Consider the following 18,715-nt stretch of genomic DNA (forward strand, 5'->3'; position numbering starts at 1 on the left):
GCTGTCCACATCGCGGACAGCGGGGCGCGGCAAGGGAAACCTCCGTAGCTTCGACGGTATGCCGCCGCTTCAGCTCGCGATCGTGGGCGCGGGCCCGCGCGGTGTCTGCGTGCTGGAACGGATTTCCGCGAACGCCGCGCTGCTCGGCGGCCGCGCTCTGGTGGTGCACCTGATCGACCCGTTCCCGCCCGGCGCCGGGCGGATCTGGCGGTACGAGCAGTCACCGCTGCTGCGGATGAACTCGATGGCCGAGGACGTCACGATGTTCACCGACGAGACCGTCCGGATCGAGGGCCCGATCCGGCCCGGCCCGTCGCTGTGGGAATGGGCCGAACAGGTGCGCGCGGGCGAAATTCGCGCTCACGTCGCGGACGATCTGCGCGACGAGCTCACGACGATGGCGAGCACGTCGTTTCCCACCAGGCGACTCGCGAGCGCCTACCTGGCCTGGGTCTATCGCACCGTGCTCGACGACCTTCCCGGCGAGATCACGGTGATCGAGCACCGCGCCCGCGCCGCGAGCATCGACGGGCAACGGGTCCGGCTGGAGGGCGGCGAACTGATCGACGCCGACGCGCTGCTGCTGACCGTCGGCCATCTCGACGCCGAACCGGATGCCGGCGAGGCGCGCATCGCCGAGTTCGCCGCGCGGCACGGCCTCGCGTACTACCCGGCCGGCTACACCGCCGACGTCGACTACGACGCGGTCGCGCCCGGTGAGGACGTGCTGGTGCGCGGTTTCGGGCTCGCCTTCGTGGACCTGATGCTGCTGCTCACCGAAGGACGCGGCGGCCGGTTCGCCGAGCGGGCCGACGGCCTGGTCTACCAGCCGAGCGGCCGGGAACCGGTCCTGCACGTCGGATCCCGGCGCGGCGTGCCGTACCACTCGAAGCCCGGCTACCGGCTGCAGGGCGAACCGTTGCGGCTGCCGCGGTTCTTCGACCGGGCCGCGATCGAAAACCTGCCGGAGTACGGGGATTTCTTCGCCGACGTGTGGCCGCTCATCGCGAAGGAACTCACCTGGGGCTACTACGCCGAGTTGTTCACCGGCCATCCGGGCCGGGTGCGGCTCGGTTTCGAGGAGTTCGCAAAGCGGTTCGCGGAACTTCCCTGGGACGGCGACGAGATGCGGGCGCTGATCGAACGGTCCGTGCCCGCCGCGGAGGACCGGCTCGATCTCCGCCGTCTCGACCGGCCGCTCGAGGGCGTGTCGTTCGGCTCGCGGGAGGAGTTCGCCAAGCACCTTCGCGAGTACGTCGAAGCGGACCTGGCGCGCCGCGCGGATGTCGCCTACTCCGCGGACCTCGGCGCGTTCATGGCGATGCTGTCGGTGATCGGCCAGCTGCCCGCCCTCGTCACCGCACGGCGTATCGATCCGGCGTCGCAAGTGTCTGATTTGGACAGATGGTGGCACGGATTCTTCAGTTACTTCGCCAGCGGCCCGCCACCGCGTCGCCTGCACGAGCTGCTGGCGCTGGAAGAAGCGGGCATCGTTTCCTTCCTCGGCGCCGAGATGCGCGTCGAACTGGACCACGACCGGTTCGTGGGCTCCGGTGCGAGCTTTCCCGGTTCGGTCGAGGCGCGCACGCTGATCGAGGCCCGGTTGCCCGAGGCGAGCGTGCCGCGCGCCTCCGACGGTTTCGTGCGTTTCCTGCGCGACTCCGGTGATATCGCGGACGAAACCGTGCGAGGTGTGGCCTCCGGCCGGATCCACACCCGGCCGTCGGACAGCCGGTTGCTCGACGCGAACGGCATGGCGCACCCGCGCCGGTTCTCGCTCGGCCCGCACACCAGCGCCCGTTCCACCGCGGCGTTCACCCGGCCGAGGATGAACGCCCTGCCGTTCCGGCAGAACGACGCCGTGGCAAGGGAAATCCTCACCACGCTGTCGAACGGCTAGTCCGGCACGAGGACGCAGCGGGTGCGGCGGTAGATGGTCGGCATGCACTTGTTGCAGTGGATGCACAGGGATTTCGTCGTCGCGTCGGCCTGGAGCCGCCGGGGGAGGTCGGGTTCGCGCAGCAGTGCCCGCGCCATCGCGACGAACGCGAACCCCTCGGCCATCGCGAGATCCATGGTGGCCTTGGTACTGATCCCGCCGAGCAGGATCAACGGCATTCCCAGCGCGGCACGGAACTGGCGGGCGCGGTCGAGCAGATAGGCCTCGCGGTAGGCGTACTCGCGGAGGAAGGCCCGGCCCACGGCCCGGATTCCCCATCGCTGCGGCGCGGGGAACACCGCGGCGAATTCGCGCAGCGGAACCTCGCCGGTGAACAGGTACATGGGGTTGAGCAGGGAACTGCCCGCGGTGAGTTCGAGCGCGTCCAGTGACCCGTCGGCCTCCAGCCATTGCGCGACCTGAAGGCTCTCGTCGAGCCACAATCCGCCCGGCACGCCGTCGTCCATGTTGAGCTTCGCCGTGATGGCCAGCCGGTCGCCGACTTCGTCCCGCACGGCGCGGGCGACCTCCCGCGCGAGCCGGGCACGGTTGCCGGTGCTGCCGCCGTAGTCGTCGGTGCGCCGGTTCAGCTTGGGGCTGAGGAAAGAGCTCACCAGGTAGTTGTGTCCGAAGTGGATTTCCACCGCGTCGAACCCGGACTCCAGCGCGAGCCGGGCGGCCCTGGCGTGGTCGCGCACGATCCTGGCCAGATCGCCGGTGGTGGCGGCGCGGATCGGCTGCAGGCTCAGCGGGCTCATCCGCCGGGTCGGCGCGAGCGCCGGCGCGCGGTTCGACGCGCCGTTCGCGACCGGTCCGGCGTGGCCGAGTTGCGCGCTGATCGCCGCGCCCTCCGCGTGCACCGCGTCGGTGAGCCTGCGCAGCCCCGGCACCGCCTCGGGCCGCATCCAGATCTGGTGCCGGTCGGTGCGGCCCTCCGGCGAGACCGCGCAGTAGGCGACCGTCGTCATGCCGACCCCGCCCGCGGCGTGCCGGGTGTGGAACTCGATCAGGTCGTCGGTCACCAGCGCGTCCGGGGTGCGGCCTTCGAAGGTCGCGGACTTGATGATCCGGTTGCGCAGCCGCACGGGGCCGAGCCGGGCGGGTTCGAAGACGTCGGTCATGCCGCGTCCAGCCCGGCCGTGACGAAGGCACGCAGCGTGGTGCCCGAGATCTTCTCCTTCGGCAGGGTCGTCGCGAGCGGCGCGCCGACCGTCTGCAGCACCAGGTCGAAGGCCAGCACCCAGCGTCGCGCCGCTTCCCCTGCCGACAGATCGGGCCGCGCCGCCCGCAACAGCTCGATCCACGGATCAAGGCTGAACCAGCGCGAGCTCCATTCGACCTGCTGCCTGCCGAGGAACAGCCTGGCGAGCAGGTGCAGGTGCAGCCGGCCGAGCGACTCCGCGGACAGGTCGAGCAGCGGCGTCACGACGACGTCCACCAGCTCGGCCACGGTCGGTGTCCAGCCCCGCGCGCGCCGCTCGGACACGGTGGCGAGCCGGTCCGCCCAGTGCGGCGCGAGCCGCGCTTCCAGCAGCGCGCCGACCAGGCCGTCCTTGGAGCCGAAGTGGTAGTGCACGGCCGCCGGATTCATGCCGGCGGCAGTGTTGATCGACCGGACCGACACGTCGTCGTAGCCCGTTTCGAGTAGCAGGCTCTCGGCGACGGTCAACAGCCGTTCTCGCGTGGCGTCCTTGATCACACGTCGAGTAGACCGCAGACCTGCCATGAAATCAATCACTGATTGAAGCGGTGATGGATCCGCAGTGGCCGAGCATGTCCGCCAGCGCCGTCTTCTCCGCGTCGGCGACGCGAAGTGACCTACGCAACACGTGTGGATGATTTGCCGACGAGAGTAGGTTTACGGTCCGCGATCACGCCTGGTCAGCCGAGCCCACGGATCAAGCGCAGGTCTTCGGTGTGCCGGTACCAGGTCCACCGGGTGATCGCCCGGGGGTACGGCACACCGTCGCAGGTCGGCCGGGTGGGCACGCAGCCCAACTGGAACGCGCGCCCGCCGAAGGTGACCGGCCGCTTGAACACGAGCCCCTTCAGCACGCGCACGACGAGTCCGGCGCCACCCTCCGGATCGGGTGATACCTCGATCGAACGAGCCGTGCCACGCAGAGCGAGCTCGTCGTCGCAGTAAGCAACCCCCCGGATGGCTCCGAATGTGCCTCTGCCCACTAACACGCCGCCGGAGTCGTCACGGATCAGCGGCACGGGATCGACTTCACCCCGGGTCGCGACGCCCAGCGCGCGGGCCGGATCGATGGGCAGGCCCCACAACGCGGCCACCTCCGAAGCGGGGTCCAGCGGGACGAAACCGACCGGCGTGGCGGCGAGTTTTTCCTTGCGCAGCAGGCGAACCACGACCGCGGCGAGGTCGGCGTCGGTGCCGGCGACGATCAGCGGACCATCGTCGAGAAGGGCGTCCAACTCGGCCTTGCCCGGCCGCTCGCCGACGTGGTGCACGGACAGCCCGTCCACGTCCGGCAACGCCTGCCCCGGCGACCCGCACACCAACACCTGTCCCCGCACGTCGCGGCCCTCCGTTACGCTCATACCCCGGCTTTTCAAAAATCACGCCGAATACCTGGAGTGTCACATGCCGGCCATCGTGCTGATCGGTGCCCAGTGGGGCGACGAGGGCAAGGGCAAGGCCACCGACCTGCTCGGCGACCGCGTCCAGTGGGTCGTCCGTTATCAGGGCGGCAACAACGCCGGTCATACCGTCGTGCTGCCGAACGGGGAGAACTTCGCCCTGCACCTCATTCCGTCGGGCATCCTGACGCCGGGCGTCACCAACGTGATCGGCAACGGGGTCGTCGTCGATCCGGGGGTGCTGCTCGACGAGCTGGACGGGCTCGAGAAGCGCGGTGTGGACACCGGCAGGCTGCTGCTCTCCGCCGACGCGCATCTGATCATGCCGTACCACGTGGCGATCGATAAGGTCACCGAGCGTTACCTGGGCAGCCGCAAGATCGGCACCACCGGCCGCGGCATCGGGCCGTGCTACCAGGACAAGGTGGCCAGGGTCGGCGTGCGCGTGCAGGACCTGCTGGACGAGAAGATCTTCCGGCAGAAGGTCGAGGCCGCGCTGGAGTTCAAGAACCAGGTGCTGGTCAAGGTCTACAACCGCAAGGCGCTGGAGGCCGACCAGGTCGCCGACGAGGTGCTGGCCGCGGGCGAGAAGTTCGCGCACCGCATCGCCGACACCCGGCTGCAGCTCAACAAGGCGCTCGAACGCGGCGAGACCGTGCTGCTGGAGGGTTCGCAGGGCACGCTGCTCGACGTCGACCACGGCACCTACCCGTTCGTGACCTCGTCCAACCCGACCTCGGGTGGCGCGAGCGCCGGTTCCGGCATCGGGCCGGGGCGGATCACGACGGTGCTGGGCATCCTCAAGGCGTACACCACGCGCGTGGGCTCCGGGCCGTTCCCGACCGAGCTGAACGACGAGATGGGCGAGCACCTGCGCAAGCAGGGCGGCGAGTTCGGCGTGACGACCGGCCGGTCGCGGCGCACCGGCTGGTTCGACGCGGTGATCGCGCGCTACGCGGCCCGGGTCAACGGCATCACCGACTACTTCCTGACCAAGCTCGACGTGCTGTCCGGGCTGGAGAAGGTCCCGGTGTGCGTCGGGTACGAGGTGGACGGTTTCCGCACCGAGGACATGCCGATGACGCAGACCGACGTGCACCACGCCGTGCCGATCTTCGAGGAGCTGCCCGGGTGGTGGGAGGACCTCTCGGAGTGCCGCACGTTCGCCGACCTGCCCGCGAACGCGCAGGCCTACGTGGAGCGGCTGGAGGAACTCTCCGGCGCCCGGATCTCGGCGATCGGCGTCGGCCCCGGCCGGGACCAGACGATCGTGCGGCACGAGTTCATCTAGGAGCCTGAGCTCCCGAGTAGTGGGACGGGGATCACGTGCCCTGCTCCTGCCGGTCAGCTGAGCCGTGACGTGAGCGTGTCGGACAGGGCGAGTTCCTCGAGGTCGAGTTCCCGCAGCACCTTGCGGACCACGTCGTCGTCCACCTCGCCCGCTGCCCGGCACGAGAGAACGGCTTCCCGCTGTGCCAGCAGGAGTTCGCGCCGGGCCAGGACGAACGCGGCGTGTGGGCTGGCCTCGCGTTCCTCGGCGGTCAGCGAGATCGCGGCCATGGCGCCCCGGTAACGCGTCTCGACCAGTCCCCGCAGCCGGGCGTTGATCCGTTCCGCCCGCTCCTTCGATACGTCCACTTTGGACAACAGGTCGGGCATCATCTCGTCGAGCCGCTTCAGTGCCGCGTTCATCGCGGCTTCCCTGGCGTGCAGCTCCTCCTGCTCGTCTCGTTCCGCCTCGGCCTCGTTGCTGACCTTGAGCTTGCGGATCATCACCGGCAGCGACAGGCCCTGCACCAGCAGCGTGCCGATCGCGACGGCGAACGCGAACAGCTGGATCTCGTCGCGTCCGGGAAACGGCGCACCGGTGTGCGTCACCAGCGGCACACCGGTGGCCGCGGCGAGGGTGACCACGCCACGCATACCGGTCCAGGACAGCACCGTGAAATACCGCCACGGCGGCGAAGTTCGTTCGCCACCGAACAGGCGCAGCGCGTGCGGCAGCACACCGGTGAGGAACACGTACGGGATGCGCACCGCGATCGTCACCACCAGCACGACGAAGGCGGCGATCACGAGGGTGCCGTTGTCGGACGCGGCGGAGTTGGTGCTCTCCAGTACGAACGGCAGTTGCAGTCCCATCAGCGCGAACACCAGCGTTTCGAGCAGCACGTCCAGCGAAGCCCAGATCGAGGAGTCCTGCACGCGCGTCGCCGAGCCCGCGTGCAGGGACTGCTGGCCGAGATAGAGACCGGCGGCGACGACCGCGAGCACCCCGGATCCGCTGAAGTCCTGCGAAAACGGGTGCAGATGCTCGGCGGTCACGTACACCGCGAACGGCACGATGATGCCGAACACCGACTCCATCAGCGGATCGTCGAGCCGGCGGCGGATGGCGCCCACGATCATCCCGGCGAGCAGACCGACGCCGATGCCGAGCACCGCGGCGACCAGGAAGATCAGGAATCCGTGGCCGATGCTGCCCGCGGTGCCGAGCACGGCGGCGAGCGCGATCTTGTACAGCGTCAGGGCGGCGGCGTCGTTGACGAGGCTTTCGCCGGTCAGCACCGTCATGAGGCGGCGCGGCAGGCCGAGCCTGCGGCCGATCGCGACGGCGGTGACCGCGTCCGGCGGGGCGACCACCGCACCGAGCACGAGCGCCGAGGCCATCGGCATGTCGGGCAGCAGCAGATGCACGCAGAGCCCGACGACGACCGCGGTCACGACGACGAGCACCACGCCGAGCGCGACGATCGGGCGCATGGCCGCCTTGAACTGCGCGAAGGAGCTTTCCAGTGCCGTCGAGTAGAGCAACGGGGGCAGCACCAGGGTGAGGATCAGTTCGGGTTCGAGCTCGATCCTGGGCACGCCGGGGATGAAGGAGACGCCGAGCGCCACGACGACGATCAGCAGCGGGGCCGAGAGGTTGTACCGGCGGGCGAGGGCGGTGAGGCCGAGCGCGGCGGCCAGCACTCCCATCAAGGTCAGCAGCTCCATGCCTTGATCCTCACCCATCGGGCGGTGCGTGGCCGGTTGAGTACGTTCGGCGGATGAGTTGTGTCTTCTGCGACATCGTGCGCGGCGAGGCGCCGGCCAGCTTCGTGCATCAGGACGAGGATGTGGTGGCTTTCCTGGACATCCGGCCGTTCACCACCGGGCATCTGCTGGTGGTTCCGCGCGCGCATGCCGTCGGGCTGGGTGATCTGGACGAGGATCTCGGCGCCAAACTGTGGCGAATCGCGCAACGGCTCGGGGGCGCGCTACGCCGGTCCGGACTGCGGTGTGACGGCGTGAACCTGTTCCTGGCCGATGGGGCGGCGGCGTTCCAGGAAGTGTTCCACTTTCATCTGCACGTCATTCCGCGCTTTCGCGGGGACCGCGTCCGGTTGCGCGCGAAGCCGCGCACGCCGGACCGGGGAGAACTGGATCAGGTGGCGGCGGCCGTACGGGACGCGGGGCTTTAGTTCTCGCGGTGGAGGTAGGCCACCCCGTGGTCGAGGTCGATGTTGTCGCGGGGCGGCGCGCCCTGGGCGTCCTCCTCGCGGAGCATGGACGTCGAGTCGCGATGGTCGAGTTCCACGCGTTTGGTGCCGTAGAAGACCGCGGTGAACTCGTTGATGTAGGTCGCGGTGACCGGGGCACCCGTGCGCTTGCGGTGCCGGTTGCGGAACAGCTCGAAGACGCCCACGCCGACCATGAGCACCACCGTCAGCGGGATGCTCCACTCGAAGACCGCGTCCACGCCTTTGAAACGGCGCGTGCCCCGGCGAGGTTCCGCCGGGGCACGCGAGGGCCGTGGGAAGCACGTCAGTGCATCGGCACCTGAACGGCCGCCGTGCCGTCGGACTCGGGCTCCCCGGCAAGTACCGGTGGGCGGCGCGGCAGGAACAGCGCCGGGATGAAGCACAGCGCGACCAGCACCAGCGCCCACAGGAACGTGGTCGCGAACGCCTCGCCCGCCATCGCCGCGGCGTTGTCGTGGGTGGCCGGGTTGAGCACCGCCACGGTCGCGGCAAGCTGTCCCTCGCTGGTGGACACGCCGAACTTTCCGGCGAGCTGACCGGCCACGATGACCGACATGATCGCCGAGCCGATGGCACCCGCGGTCTGCTGCACGATGTTCATCGCCGTGGACGCCCGCGCCACCGAGCGCTGGGTGAGGGTCTGCAGCGCCGCCGCACTGATCGGCATCATCGTGGCGCCCATACCCAGCCCCATCACGAACAGCCCGCCGAGCAGCAGCAGATACGACGTGATGCCGCTGACCTGGGTGAACACCGCGAGCCCCGCCACGATCAGCACCATGCCGGGCAACACGACCTTGCCGGGGCCGATCTTGTCGGCCAGTTTGCCGCCGAGCGGCATGGTCAGCATCGCGCCGAGGCCCTGCGGCGCGAGCAGCAGCCCGGCCTGCAACGCCGATTCCCCGCGCACCAGCGAGAAGTAGGTCGGCACCACGAGCATCGCGCCGAAGAACGCCAGCATGAACAGCGTCATCGTCACCATCGCGATGGTGAACGTGCGGTCCCGGAACAGCTTCAGGTCCACCAGCGGGTTCGGCACGCGCAGCGCGCGCAGTACGAACACGACGATCAGCGCGAGCCCGGCCAGCCCCGGCAGCCACACACCGACCGAGCCGACACCGCCCTCGTGCGGGATCTTCGACACCCCGAAGATCAACAGCGCCAGACCGGGCGAGAGCATGAGCATGCCGGCGAAGTCGAACTTGTCCGTGGGCCGCGACTCGTCCTTGGGCAGTACCCGCCAGGCCAGCAGCAGTGCGATCAGGCCGATCGGCACGTTGATGTAGAAGATCCAGCGCCAGCTCACCGCGTCGACGAGGTACCCGCCGAGGATGGGGCCACCGATCGGGCCGAGCAGCATCGGCACGCCCAGCACCGCCATCACCCGGCCGACGCGTTGCGGGCCCGCGGCCCTCGTCATGATCGTCATACCGGCGGGCATCAGCATGCCGCCGCCGAATCCTTGCAGGACACGGAAAATGATGAGCGTTTCGATGTTCCAGGCCATGCCGGCGAGCATCGAACCGATCAGGAACAGCCCGATGGCGAGCATGTACAGCCGTTTGGTGCCGAAGCGGTCGGCCGCCCAGCCGGTGACCGGAATCACAGTGGCGAGCGCGAGCATGTAGCCCGTGACGATCCACTGGATGGTGTCGAACGAGGTCTGGAACTCGACGGTGAGCGCCTGGAGCGCCACGTTGACGACCGTGGTGTCCAAAATGGCCATCACCGCGCCGAGCACCACGACGCCGGCGACCTTCAGTACGGCAGCGTCGAGTTTGTCGTCCGCGGGTCTGAGTTTGTCAGCAGTAGTCATCGGGTCCATTTCGCGAGAGGGGCAAGACGGCGACCGAGCCAAGGCCCGCCGCCTCGCGCACCCCCTCTCGACCTGAGGACAAGGTTAGCGAAACGGAAAAAGCAGACGCCATACCTTTTCGCGGCAAGCGAATTCGAGCTACGACTCGGTCACCGCCAGCAACGCCGTGTCCGGCTGGTCGGCGAACAGACCATCGACATCCGCGTCCAGGAAGGCCGCCTCCTCGGCGAGGATGTCGCCCCACGCGGCCGGATCCGCCGAGGACCGGAGGTCGGCCGGCAGGAAGCCGTTCTCGTTGCGAAAGGTGTAGGGCGCGACCTTCAGCCCCACCGCGTGCGCGTCGGCGACCAGCGCGCTCGGCGTCGTCAGGTTTCCCGCCGCGTCGCGCGGGATGACCTGGTTCTTCTCCGGGCCGAGATAGTCGGCGTAGGTGGAGATTTCCTTGAGCCCGGCGGGAGTGAGGAGATCGGCGTAGGTGCGCGGGTCACCCGTGGCGACGAAATCGGCGGGGGCGCCGCTCGCGGAGGTCAGCTGCAGCAACGGAACCCGCACCTGCTTGCTCAGCTCCTTGAGGTTGGTCACCTCGAAGGACTGGATGATCACCGGAGCGCCCGGCCGGTTGAGCCCGTTGCGGTCGAGGATGTTCACCAGCTTCGGCTCGGTCGGGTTGCCGATCGACGAGAAGTACGTGGAGTGCTTGACCTCCGGGTACGTGCCGAGCGTGCGGTGCAGCTGCTTGCCCAGCCGTTTCGTGAGATCCAGCACTTCCTGATACGTCGGGATCTCCCACCGTCCGTTGTAGATGGTGTTGTGCGGCCGGATGCCGGGGATGCGCTCGGTGGCGCGCAGCGTCTTGAGCTCGGCGAGGGTGAAGTCCTCGGTGAACCAGCCGGTGAGCTCGGTGCCGTCGATGGTCTTCGTGGTCCTGCGCGAGGCGAACTCGGGGTGCTGCGCGACGTCGGTGGTGCCGCCGATCTCGTTCTCGTGCCGCGCGACGAGCCGGCCGTCCTTCGTCGGCACCAGGTCGACGTCCACCCAGCTCACGCCCTGCCGGAAGGCGAGTTCGTAGGAGGCGAGGGTGTGCTCGGGACGGTAGCCGGGCGCGCCGCGATGACCGACCACCACGGGACGGGCGGACTCACCACCGTGTTCTTCCTCCACACCGTCGGCCGGGCTCGCGACGCCGAGCAGGGACAGGCCCGACAAGAGAGCCACCACCAGACTTTTCCGCATATCGGCTGACCTCCACATAACGGACTTTCGGCACACTCTCTTCCCCAGGGAAGTCCGGCATGTCAAAACCGGTCGACGGCCCGTTGTCGGCCGGGTAAACGGAACGTGCGGCAACGCATTGTCTACGCTCAAGGCGTGCGTGTCCTTGTTGTCGGGTCCGGTGCCCGCGAACATGCCCTCGTCCTCGCCGCGTCGCACGACCCGGCGGTGACCGCGCTCGCCTGTGCCCCCGGCAACGCGGGTACGGCCTCGGTCGCCGAACAGCTCGGGGTCGACGTGGCCGATCCCGGTGCCGTCGCGGAGCTGGCCACCTCGTGGAAGGCCGACCTCGTGGTCATCGGCCCCGAGGTGCCGCTGGTCGCCGGTGTCGCCGATGCCGTGCGCAAGGCCGGTATAGCGTGCTTCGGCCCGTCGGCGGCCGCCGCGCGCATCGAGGGTTCGAAGTCGTTCGCGAAGGACGTCATGGCGGCGGCGAAGGTCGCCACGGCGCACAGCGAGACCGTGGACAACCCGGCTCGCCTGGACGCCGCGCTCGAGCGTTTCGGCCCGACCTGGGTGGTCAAGGACGACGGGCTCGCCGCGGGCAAGGGCGTCGTCGTCACCACCGACTACGACCAGGCCCGCGCGCACGCCATGACCCTGCTCGACGGCGGCCACCCGGTCCTTCTGGAGTCCTTTTTGGACGGCCCGGAGGTCTCCCTGTTCTGCCTCGTGGACGGCCGCACCGTGGTGCCGCTGCTGCCCGCGCAGGACTTCAAGCGGGTCGGCGACGGCGACACCGGGCCGAACACCGGCGGGATGGGTGCCTACGCGCCGCTGCCCTGGGCACCGGAGAACCTGGTCGAGGAGATCGTCTCCGACATCGTGCAGCCCGTCGTCGACGAGATGGCCGCCCGCGACACCCCGTTCACCGGGCTGCTCTACGCGGGGCTCGTACTCACCGCCGAGGGCCCGCAGGTGATCGAGTTCAACTGCCGGTTCGGCGATCCGGAAACGCAGGTCGTGCTGGCGCTGCTGGCCAGCCCGCTGGCCGGGCTGCTGCACGCGGCCGCCACGGGCACGCTCGCGCAGCACCCGCCGCTGGAGTGGCAGCCCGGTGCCGCTGTCACTGTCGTGATCGCCGCCGACGGCTATCCCGGGGTACCGCGCGCGGGGGACGTCATCACCGGCGCCGAGGCACCCGGCGTCCTGCACGCGGGCACCCGCCGCCGTGAGGACGGCGCCGTGGTCGCGCAGGGCGGCAGGGTGCTCTCGGTCGTGGGCACCGGGCCCGACCTCGCGGCGGCGCGGGAGCAGGCGTACGAGCGGGTGGCGAAGGTGCACCTGGCCGGCTCCCACCACCGCACCGACATCGCGTCGCGCGCGGTGACCGGCGAGATCACCGTCCCGGCGCGGTAGCACCGGAACCACTCCCGGGTCGGCTGCGTCCAAACTCAGCCCGTCGTTACTCGCACGTTGGTAGCCTGCTGATCGAAGGGGCTCGCTACTTTCCGTACTCGGGGGTGCGCAAGATGAACACCGTGGGCGCGTTGAGCTCGGCGGTTCCCGCCGTGCCCGGAGTCGCGGACATCCAGGTCGAACCCGATCAGGTCGCACAGGTCGCCAAGATCGTCAACGAGCAGGCCGACGCGCTCGAGGACCGGGTCCGCCAGCTGCTGGCCGAGCTGAACATCGACGCACCGGCCGAGGACGTGGTCAGCGCGACCGCCGCCGAAGCGTGGAACCGGGTGATCGCCACCGGCGACGGTTCCTACGCCGAACGCGTGCAGAACTACATCAAGGAGCTGCGCGGGTTCGCCGCCCAGCTCCGCAAGGCCGCGGAGGACTACCGGATCGGCGAGGACGAGAAGATCAAGGCCCTCGGAGACCGCGGTGCGGGCACGCACTAGGACCGCCGCGGCAGGGGTCCTCGCGATGTTCGCGCTCGGCGGGTGCACCACGACCGTGGCCGGCGTCGCCGCGCCCGCCACCACCCCGGCCGGTGCCGGCTCGGGCCTGCCCGCCCGCACCAAGGACCTGTCGCTGCGCGACGTCGATCCGTGCAAGCTGCTCACCGACACCCAGCTGAACCAGCTCAAGGAGAACGGCGCGCCCCGGCTCGTCGACCGCGCGAGCTGGCGGGACGGGCCGACGTGTGCGTTCGACGTGGACGCCGCCCAGCCGAGCTACACCTACTACCTCGAGACGGTTCCGAACTACGGCATCGAGGACTGGGTCGGCGGCACGCACCACAAGACGAGCATGACCCAGCAGCCCGTCGACGTGCCCGGGTTTCCCGCGCTGGTCATCTACCGGCCGAGCCAGGGCATCCAGGACTGCGAGACGCTGGTCGGCGTCGGCGACGGGCAGACGCTGCGCGCGCAGATGGCACCCGACAACAGCTCCTTCACCCAGCAACAGCTGTGCGACATGTCCACCACCGTGGCGAAAATGGCCGTCGAGACCTTGGAGACGCTGAAGTGAGCACCTTCGACAGCAGTCGCTACGACATCCCCGAGCTCATCACCAAGCTGCGCGATCAGCGCTTCGACGGGTACGGCTCCGAAGCGCTCGCGGCCGAGGTCGCGAAGTTCCGCGACGGCGCCGGTGCGGCCAGCATGGGCGACGCGGTGGACGCGCTCAAGCAGATCGCGACCGCGCTCGCGCAGACCGACCAGACCCTGCGGCAGCAGCTCGGGGCGCTCGGCGTGACGTGGGAGAGCCAAGCCGGTGGCCAGGCCAGCGCGGTGATGGCCGAACAAGCCGGATTCTCCGAAGCGGCCACCAGCAAGGTCTCGGCCGCCGCGCAGCTGATCTTCCAGCAGGGGGAGGCGTTCAACCGCACCAAGAACAAGCTGCCCGACCCGAGGGATCTACTCAAGAGCGGCGGCGGATACACCTTCGGCGACACGGTGTTCAGCCTGTTCGGGTTCGAGACCGACCACGCGAAGAACGTGCGCGCGGGCCTGGAGGCACGGGCACAGGCGGTGGACGCGCTCAACGCCTACGCCCACGACACCGGCAACTATCTGGCCTCGTCCGAACCGGTGGACGCGCCGCAGACACTGACCGTGGACACCGGCGGCGCTCCGACCGCGCAGCCCCCGATCACGCCGGTGTCCCCGGACATCTCACCGACGCAGGCCGCGGGCGCGACGGCCGCGATTCCGGCCGCCGCCCAGGCTCCGGCCCCGGCGCCGCAGGTGCACGCTCCGGTCGCCGACACCGCCACCCCGGCGATCGGCGTGCCGGTCCGGCAGACCGGGGTCGCCGCGAGTGCACCGCAGCCGCAGACCACCGCACCGAGTTCGGCCACGGCCCCCGCCAGCGCCCCGGCCACCGAAGCACCGGTCAACGTGGCCGGGCCGGTGAAGACCGGCAGCGGGCCCAGCGAGACGACGGCCCGTCCGGCGACCGGTTCCCCGGTCAACCCCGCGCTGCCGGCCACGCAGGGGCCGGGCGGCACGACGACCGGTCTGGTGCCCGGCGCGTCGCAGAGCGGCAGCGGCCGGCTCGCACCCGATTCGCGGTCGGGGTCCTGGGCCAAGACCGGGTTTCCCGCCGACGGGCAGGCACGCGCAGGCGCGCCGCAGCCCGGGGAATCGTTGCTGGGCAAGGGAAAGATGTTCGGCGCGGGACCGTCCAGTTCGTCCGCGGGCGCGAACGTCGGGCCGGGGTTCTCGATGCGCGGTGCGCCTGGCGTGAGCGGGCTCGCCGAAGGAGCGCCCGCCGTCGGCGCGGCCGGAGTCGGCGGCGCGGTCAGCGGTGAGGAAGAGCGTCCTGGCCGCGGCCGGGGTCGCAACACCGCGGGCAAGCGCACCCAGCAGCTGCCGGTCGGCGATCTGCCGGAGGAGGCCGAGGCCCAGCACGCGAAGCGGGCCACGCCGGAACCGCCGAGCGCCGAGCACACCCGCGCGATCCTCGAACCCGCCGCCACCCAGGACGGCGACGAGGATGCCCTGCACGTGCGCAAGTACGGCGTCGACGACCGGGACCTGTTCGCCGACGGTCGCGAGGTCTCGATCGATGTCATCGGCGAACACCGGCTCTCGGAAGATCGCTGAGCACCGTGGCCGACAACGGCAGCATCGTGCTGTCCACACTGGAATTCGACATGCTGTGGGAGGCCGAGCGCCTGCCACCGCCGCATCCCGCGCTGCGCGTGCCCAGCCCCGGCCGCACCCATCCGGAGCGGCGCGCGCTCGTCGAACAGGCATGGGAGTCGCTGCGGTCCCGGCGGCTGGCCAGGGGCGACCGCGCGAGCACCGACCTCGTCGACCAGCTGAACCTGCTCGCGCATCCGAAGGTCTCGATCGACATCTGGGTGTGGACCGATCGCGAGATCAAGGGTCTCGCGGTCAGCATCGGCAGTCAGGCGCTGCTCGCCGTGGTCGACCGCGACGAGGTGTGGCTGATCCCGGCCCGCGACACGTCCCTTCCGGAATCGGCCGTCTCGGTCGCCGGGCAGCTCGGCGCCGGGGTCGGACGGTCGGTGAGCGTGCCGCACCAGGTCGTCCGCGAGGCCGACGCCGACGCCAAGGGCGATCCGAAGGCGCTGGTCACGGCGCTGGAAGACCGCGGGGTGGAGCTGTGGCACGCGCAGGAGCTGGCCGGGATGATGGCCGGGATGACCGCACGCGGCCAGTTCGGCGTCGAACGGCTCGGCCGCGACGGCCAGATCCACCGCGCCGACCGGGTGATCGCCTTCCACGACACCGACGCCGGGCGCTATCTCGTACAGCTCGGCCGCGGCGCCGACGGACAGGACTGGATCACCGTCGCCCCGGCCGACAACCAGTTGCTGGCGATTCGATTGTGGGAACTGCTGGATGAGGTCTGACCTGCTAAAAAGAGTCGGGAACCGCCGCCGGAGCGCGGGCGTCTGATCTGGCGGAGTCAAAATGCCGAAGGGGGATGGCGAGGGTGCCACAGAGCGATCCGGACTCGATGGAGCACGTTGCGGGCAAGGTCGAGGTCCTGCACGACCATTTCAAGGACGCCAAGGGCAAGATGACCGGCATCCAGGGGCCGAATCCGTTCGGCGACCTCAAGCATCCCGACGAGCGGCCCGGCGAGACGCCGTCCGAGGCCGCGGCGCGCACGCTCGGTTCGTTCAAGGACCGCATGCACGGACAGTTCGACGCGGCCGCGGATCTGATGCGCTCCACCGGCGGCGCGCTGCGTGACGCCGCGAAGGCACTGCGCGAGACAGAGGCCGCCGCGAAGGACAGCGTGACCGTGAAGGACGACAGCCTGTCATGAGCGCCAAGGCCGAATTCCCGCCGAACTGGCCCGACGTCGAGTCGAAGACCCAGCAGGTCGAGAAGGTCCGGCCGGCCGACATCCAGGGTGTCGCCGACCAGTTCCGGCAGGCGTCGAAGGACTCCGCCGACCACTCGGCCGCGTTGCGCAACGCCACGGCCGTACTGGGCGGCGGCACGTGGACCGGACCGCAGGCGGACGCGTTCTTCGACTACGTCAAGAAGATCGGCGACGCCGGGCAGAAGGTCAACGACCACCTCGACGAGGTCGCGAACGAACTGGGGAACCTGCAGAGCTTCCTGGATCGCACGCAGAAAGAGGTCCAGCAGCTGCGCGACGACGCGCACACCAAGATCGACGGGATGAACCAGCAGGCCCAGGCGGCGGCCGACGCCGCGCAGGCGCAGGTCGACGCCGCCAACTCGAAGCAAGAGGGCGCGACGATGCCCGCGAAGATGCCGGACGCGATCATCGCGGAGAACCTGCAGGCCACGACGGCCGTCGCGAACGACGCCAACAGCCAGATCGGCGACAAGCTCAACGCCGCCAACCAGGAGATCCAGCGGGTGATGGGCCTGGTGCAGCAGGACGTCCAGGGCGGCTACGACTCGGTGCCGCCGCTGGGTACCGCGCCGTCGTCGATGAAGAGCACCGGCGGTCTGCACGGCGGCGGTTCCGGTGGTGGCGGAGGCGGCGGGGGCAGCCACGGCGGCGGTGGCGGTGGCGGTGGAGCGGGCGGCCTCGGGTCGAGCGGTGGCCCGCCGAGCGGCCAGCCGCCCGGCAACGTGCAGCAGTGGATCGAACAGGCCATCAAGGAGCTGCAGGCCGCCGGCGTCAACGTCACCGACGCGGACATCAAGAACATCTGGGCGATCATCGAGCACGAGTCGGGCGGCAACCCGAACGCGATCAACCTGTGGGACTCCAACGCACAGGCGGGGCACCCGTCCAAGGGCCTGATGCAGTGCATCGACTCGACGTTCAACGCGAACAAGCTGCCCGGGCATGACGACATCTACAACCCGGTGGACAACATCATCGCGGGCGTGCGGTACACGATCGGCCGCTACGGCAGCATCGCCAACACCCCGGGTCTGGCCTCGATGGCCCATGGCGGCGGCTACGTCGGCTACTGACCCGCCTAGCCTGAAGCAATGGTCGATGTAGCAGTGTTCCCCGGACCGGCGCGACGTGCGGACGTCGCGCCGTTTCACGTGATGGAGGTGCTGTCCGCGGCGCAGGCGCGGCAGCGCACGCACGGTGACGTGATCTCGCTCGCGGCGGGGCAGCCCACGGCGGGCGCGCCGCGGCCGGTGCGCGAGGCCGCCGAGCGAGCGCTGCGTGAGCAGAACCTCGGCTACACCGTGCAGCTCGGCATCCCCGAACTGCGCGAGGCCATCGCCGGGCACTACGACCGGCGCTACGGGCTCGAGGTCAGCCCCGAGGACGTCATCGTCACCACCGGTTCCTCCGGCGGGTTCATGCTGTCGTTCCTGTCCGCGTTCGACGCGGGGGACCGCGTCGCGATGGCCCGTCCGGGCTATCCGGCCTACCGCAACCTGCTGTCCGCGCTCGGCTGCGAGGTGGTCGAGTTCGCGACCGACGAGAGCACCCGTTTCCAGCCGACCGTGGACCTGCTCGACCGCCTCGGCCCGATCAGCGGCCTGGTCGTCGCGAGCCCGACGAACCCGGCGGGCACCACGCTGCCGCCGGGCGAACTGGCGGCGATCGCGGGCTGGTGTTCGGCGCGTGGTGTGCAGCTGATCAGCGACGAGATCTACCACGGCATTTCCTACGGCACCGAGCTCGGCTGCGCCTGGCAGAGTTCGGCCGAGTCGATCGTGCTGGGCTCGTTCTCGAAGTACTTCGCGATGACCGGATGGCGGCTGGGCTGGATGCTCGTGCCACGCCGGCTGCACCGCGCCGTGGACGTGCTGACCGGCAACCTCAACATCTGCGCCCCCGCGCTCGCGCAGCACGCCGCCGTGGCCGCGTTCACGCCGGAGTCCTACGAGGAGCTGGACGGGCACGTGGCGCACTACCGCGCCAACCGTGACCTGCTGCTCGACGGGCTGCGGGGGATCGGGCTGGACCGGGTCGCCCCGGTCGACGGCGCCTTCTACGCCTACGTCGACGCTTCCGCGCACACCACGGACAGCCTCAGCTGGTGCCAGCGGCTGCTCGCCGACACCGGCGTGGCCATCACGCCCGGCATCGACTTCGATCCGGTGGACGGCGGCAAGTTCGTCCGGTTCTCGTTCGCGGGCGCGACCGAGGAGGTCACCGAGGGGGTCCGGCGGCTCGGCGAGTGGCTCGACTCAGGGGGAACCCCGGCTTTCCCCTGAACGTTGCCAGTGAGAC

18 protein-coding genes are annotated in these 18,715 nt (G+C 69.9%); 11 read left to right on the forward strand and 7 right to left on the reverse strand.

Annotation, left to right across the window (positions count from 1 at the left end; translation table 11 throughout):
- Positions 1–58 precede the first annotated feature (58 nt).
- Complete coding sequence (locus tag HFP15_RS23800; RefSeq protein ID WP_168518950.1) at positions 59–1,900, forward strand: FAD/NAD(P)-binding protein; 1,842 nt, start codon at positions 59–61, stop codon at positions 1,898–1,900.
- Here HFP15_RS23800 and HFP15_RS23805 read toward each other — a convergent pair.
- The 3 genes from HFP15_RS23805 to HFP15_RS23815 form a co-directional block, all read right to left on the reverse strand.
- Complete coding sequence (locus tag HFP15_RS23805; RefSeq protein WP_168518951.1) at positions 1,897–3,060, reverse strand: NADH:flavin oxidoreductase; 1,164 nt, start codon at positions 3,058–3,060, stop codon at positions 1,897–1,899. The genes HFP15_RS23800 and HFP15_RS23805 overlap by 4 nt on opposite strands.
- Positions 3,057–3,638: a TetR/AcrR family transcriptional regulator gene (locus tag HFP15_RS23810; protein ID WP_312871716.1), complete on the reverse strand. Its 582-nt coding sequence runs from the start codon at positions 3,636–3,638 to the stop codon at positions 3,057–3,059. The genes HFP15_RS23805 and HFP15_RS23810 overlap by 4 nt, the downstream gene beginning before the upstream one ends.
- Before the next feature lie 182 nt (positions 3,639–3,820).
- On the reverse strand, positions 3,821–4,501 hold the full coding sequence (locus tag HFP15_RS23815) for a hypothetical protein (protein WP_210717766.1): 681 nt from the start codon (positions 4,499–4,501) through the stop codon (positions 3,821–3,823).
- A 43-nt stretch (positions 4,502–4,544) separates the two neighbouring features.
- Between HFP15_RS23815 and HFP15_RS23820 the strand changes: the two genes are divergently transcribed.
- Positions 4,545–5,831 carry an adenylosuccinate synthase gene (locus HFP15_RS23820; protein ID WP_168518953.1) on the forward strand — a complete coding sequence of 429 codons (1,287 nt, stop codon included), beginning with the start codon at positions 4,545–4,547 and terminating at the stop codon, positions 5,829–5,831.
- 53 nt (positions 5,832–5,884) lie between these two features.
- On the opposite strand, the gene HFP15_RS23825 is transcribed toward HFP15_RS23820, so the two are convergent.
- Positions 5,885–7,537: a Na+/H+ antiporter gene (locus HFP15_RS23825; RefSeq protein WP_168518998.1), complete on the reverse strand. Its 1,653-nt coding sequence runs from the start codon at positions 7,535–7,537 to the stop codon at positions 5,885–5,887.
- A 53-nt stretch (positions 7,538–7,590) separates the two neighbouring features.
- Between HFP15_RS23825 and HFP15_RS23830 the strand changes: the two genes are divergently transcribed.
- Entirely contained in the window at positions 7,591–8,004 is a 414-nt protein-coding gene (locus HFP15_RS23830) for an HIT family protein (protein ID WP_168518954.1), read from the forward strand.
- On the opposite strand, the gene HFP15_RS23835 is transcribed toward HFP15_RS23830, so the two are convergent.
- The 3 genes from HFP15_RS23835 to HFP15_RS23845 all read right to left on the reverse strand — a co-directional run bounded on the left by HFP15_RS23835 (position 8,001) and on the right by HFP15_RS23845 (position 11,086).
- Complete coding sequence (locus tag HFP15_RS23835) at positions 8,001–8,282, reverse strand: DUF6191 domain-containing protein (protein ID WP_312871717.1); 282 nt, start codon at positions 8,280–8,282, stop codon at positions 8,001–8,003. The genes HFP15_RS23830 and HFP15_RS23835 overlap by 4 nt on opposite strands.
- Positions 8,283–8,347: 65 nt before the next feature.
- Positions 8,348–9,880 carry a DHA2 family efflux MFS transporter permease subunit gene (locus tag HFP15_RS23840; protein WP_168518955.1) on the reverse strand — a complete coding sequence of 511 codons (1,533 nt, stop codon included), beginning with the start codon at positions 9,878–9,880 and terminating at the stop codon, positions 8,348–8,350.
- A gap of 138 nt (positions 9,881–10,018) precedes the next feature.
- Positions 10,019–11,086 carry a glycerophosphodiester phosphodiesterase gene (locus tag HFP15_RS23845; RefSeq protein WP_376768891.1) on the reverse strand — a complete coding sequence of 356 codons (1,068 nt, stop codon included), beginning with the start codon at positions 11,084–11,086 and terminating at the stop codon, positions 10,019–10,021.
- A 162-nt stretch (positions 11,087–11,248) separates the two neighbouring features.
- On the opposite strand from HFP15_RS23845, the gene purD reads away from it, so the two are divergent.
- The 8 genes from purD (at position 11,249) to HFP15_RS23885 (ending at position 18,699) form a co-directional block, all read left to right on the forward strand.
- Positions 11,249–12,511, forward strand: coding sequence for a phosphoribosylamine--glycine ligase (gene purD / locus HFP15_RS23850; protein WP_168518957.1), 1,263 nt, complete (start codon positions 11,249–11,251; stop codon positions 12,509–12,511).
- Between the two features lie 113 nt (positions 12,512–12,624).
- The gene (locus HFP15_RS23855; protein ID WP_168518958.1) at positions 12,625–13,002 is read left to right on the forward strand and encodes a PE domain-containing protein; all 378 of its coding nucleotides are present in this window, start codon (positions 12,625–12,627) and stop codon (positions 13,000–13,002) included.
- Complete coding sequence (locus HFP15_RS23860) at positions 12,986–13,576, forward strand: DUF3558 domain-containing protein (RefSeq protein ID WP_312871718.1); 591 nt, start codon at positions 12,986–12,988, stop codon at positions 13,574–13,576. Before HFP15_RS23855 ends, HFP15_RS23860 begins: the two co-directional genes overlap by 17 nt.
- Positions 13,573–15,156: a hypothetical protein gene (locus HFP15_RS23865; RefSeq protein WP_168518959.1), complete on the forward strand. Its 1,584-nt coding sequence runs from the start codon at positions 13,573–13,575 to the stop codon at positions 15,154–15,156. Before HFP15_RS23860 ends, HFP15_RS23865 begins: the two co-directional genes overlap by 4 nt.
- Positions 15,153–15,932, forward strand: coding sequence for an ESX secretion-associated protein EspG (locus HFP15_RS23870; RefSeq protein WP_281355628.1), 780 nt, complete (start codon positions 15,153–15,155; stop codon positions 15,930–15,932). Before HFP15_RS23865 ends, HFP15_RS23870 begins: the two co-directional genes overlap by 4 nt.
- Before the next feature lie 74 nt (positions 15,933–16,006).
- Positions 16,007–16,354, forward strand: a complete 348-nt coding sequence (locus tag HFP15_RS23875) for a hypothetical protein (protein ID WP_168518960.1) — start codon at positions 16,007–16,009, stop codon at positions 16,352–16,354.
- Entirely contained in the window at positions 16,351–17,490 is a 1,140-nt protein-coding gene (locus HFP15_RS23880) for a transglycosylase SLT domain-containing protein (protein ID WP_168518961.1), read from the forward strand. Before HFP15_RS23875 ends, HFP15_RS23880 begins: the two co-directional genes overlap by 4 nt.
- Positions 17,491–17,508: 18 nt before the next feature.
- Entirely contained in the window at positions 17,509–18,699 is a 1,191-nt protein-coding gene (locus HFP15_RS23885; RefSeq protein ID WP_168518962.1) for a pyridoxal phosphate-dependent aminotransferase, read from the forward strand.
- Positions 18,700–18,715 lie beyond the last annotated feature (16 nt).

The organism is Amycolatopsis acididurans, assembly GCF_012328925.1.
Taxonomy (GTDB): domain Bacteria; phylum Actinomycetota; class Actinomycetes; order Mycobacteriales; family Pseudonocardiaceae; genus Amycolatopsis_E; species Amycolatopsis_E acididurans.

What these genes read in the sequence shown, in the direction of transcription:
- HFP15_RS23800 (WP_168518950.1), top strand. Translation starts at nt 59, where the DNA reads ATGCCGCCGCTTCAGCTCGCGATCGTGGGCGCGGGCCCGCGCGGTGTC.
- HFP15_RS23805 (WP_168518951.1), bottom strand. Translation starts at nt 3,060, where the DNA reads ATGACCGACGTCTTCGAACCCGCCCGGCTCGGCCCCGTGCGGCTGCGC.
- HFP15_RS23815 (WP_210717766.1), bottom strand. Translation starts at nt 4,501, where the DNA reads ATGAGCGTAACGGAGGGCCGCGACGTGCGGGGACAGGTGTTGGTGTGC.
- HFP15_RS23820 (WP_168518953.1), top strand. Translation starts at nt 4,545, where the DNA reads ATGCCGGCCATCGTGCTGATCGGTGCCCAGTGGGGCGACGAGGGCAAG.
- HFP15_RS23825 (WP_168518998.1), bottom strand. Translation starts at nt 7,537, where the DNA reads ATGGAGCTGCTGACCTTGATGGGAGTGCTGGCCGCCGCGCTCGGCCTC.
- HFP15_RS23830 (WP_168518954.1), top strand. Translation starts at nt 7,591, where the DNA reads ATGAGTTGTGTCTTCTGCGACATCGTGCGCGGCGAGGCGCCGGCCAGC.
- HFP15_RS23840 (WP_168518955.1), bottom strand. Translation starts at nt 9,880, where the DNA reads ATGACTACTGCTGACAAACTCAGACCCGCGGACGACAAACTCGACGCT.
- HFP15_RS23855 (WP_168518958.1), top strand. Translation starts at nt 12,625, where the DNA reads ATGAACACCGTGGGCGCGTTGAGCTCGGCGGTTCCCGCCGTGCCCGGA.
- HFP15_RS23875 (WP_168518960.1), top strand. Translation starts at nt 16,007, where the DNA reads ATGGCGAGGGTGCCACAGAGCGATCCGGACTCGATGGAGCACGTTGCG.
- HFP15_RS23880 (WP_168518961.1), top strand. Translation starts at nt 16,351, where the DNA reads ATGAGCGCCAAGGCCGAATTCCCGCCGAACTGGCCCGACGTCGAGTCG.
- HFP15_RS23885 (WP_168518962.1), top strand. Translation starts at nt 17,509, where the DNA reads ATGGTCGATGTAGCAGTGTTCCCCGGACCGGCGCGACGTGCGGACGTC.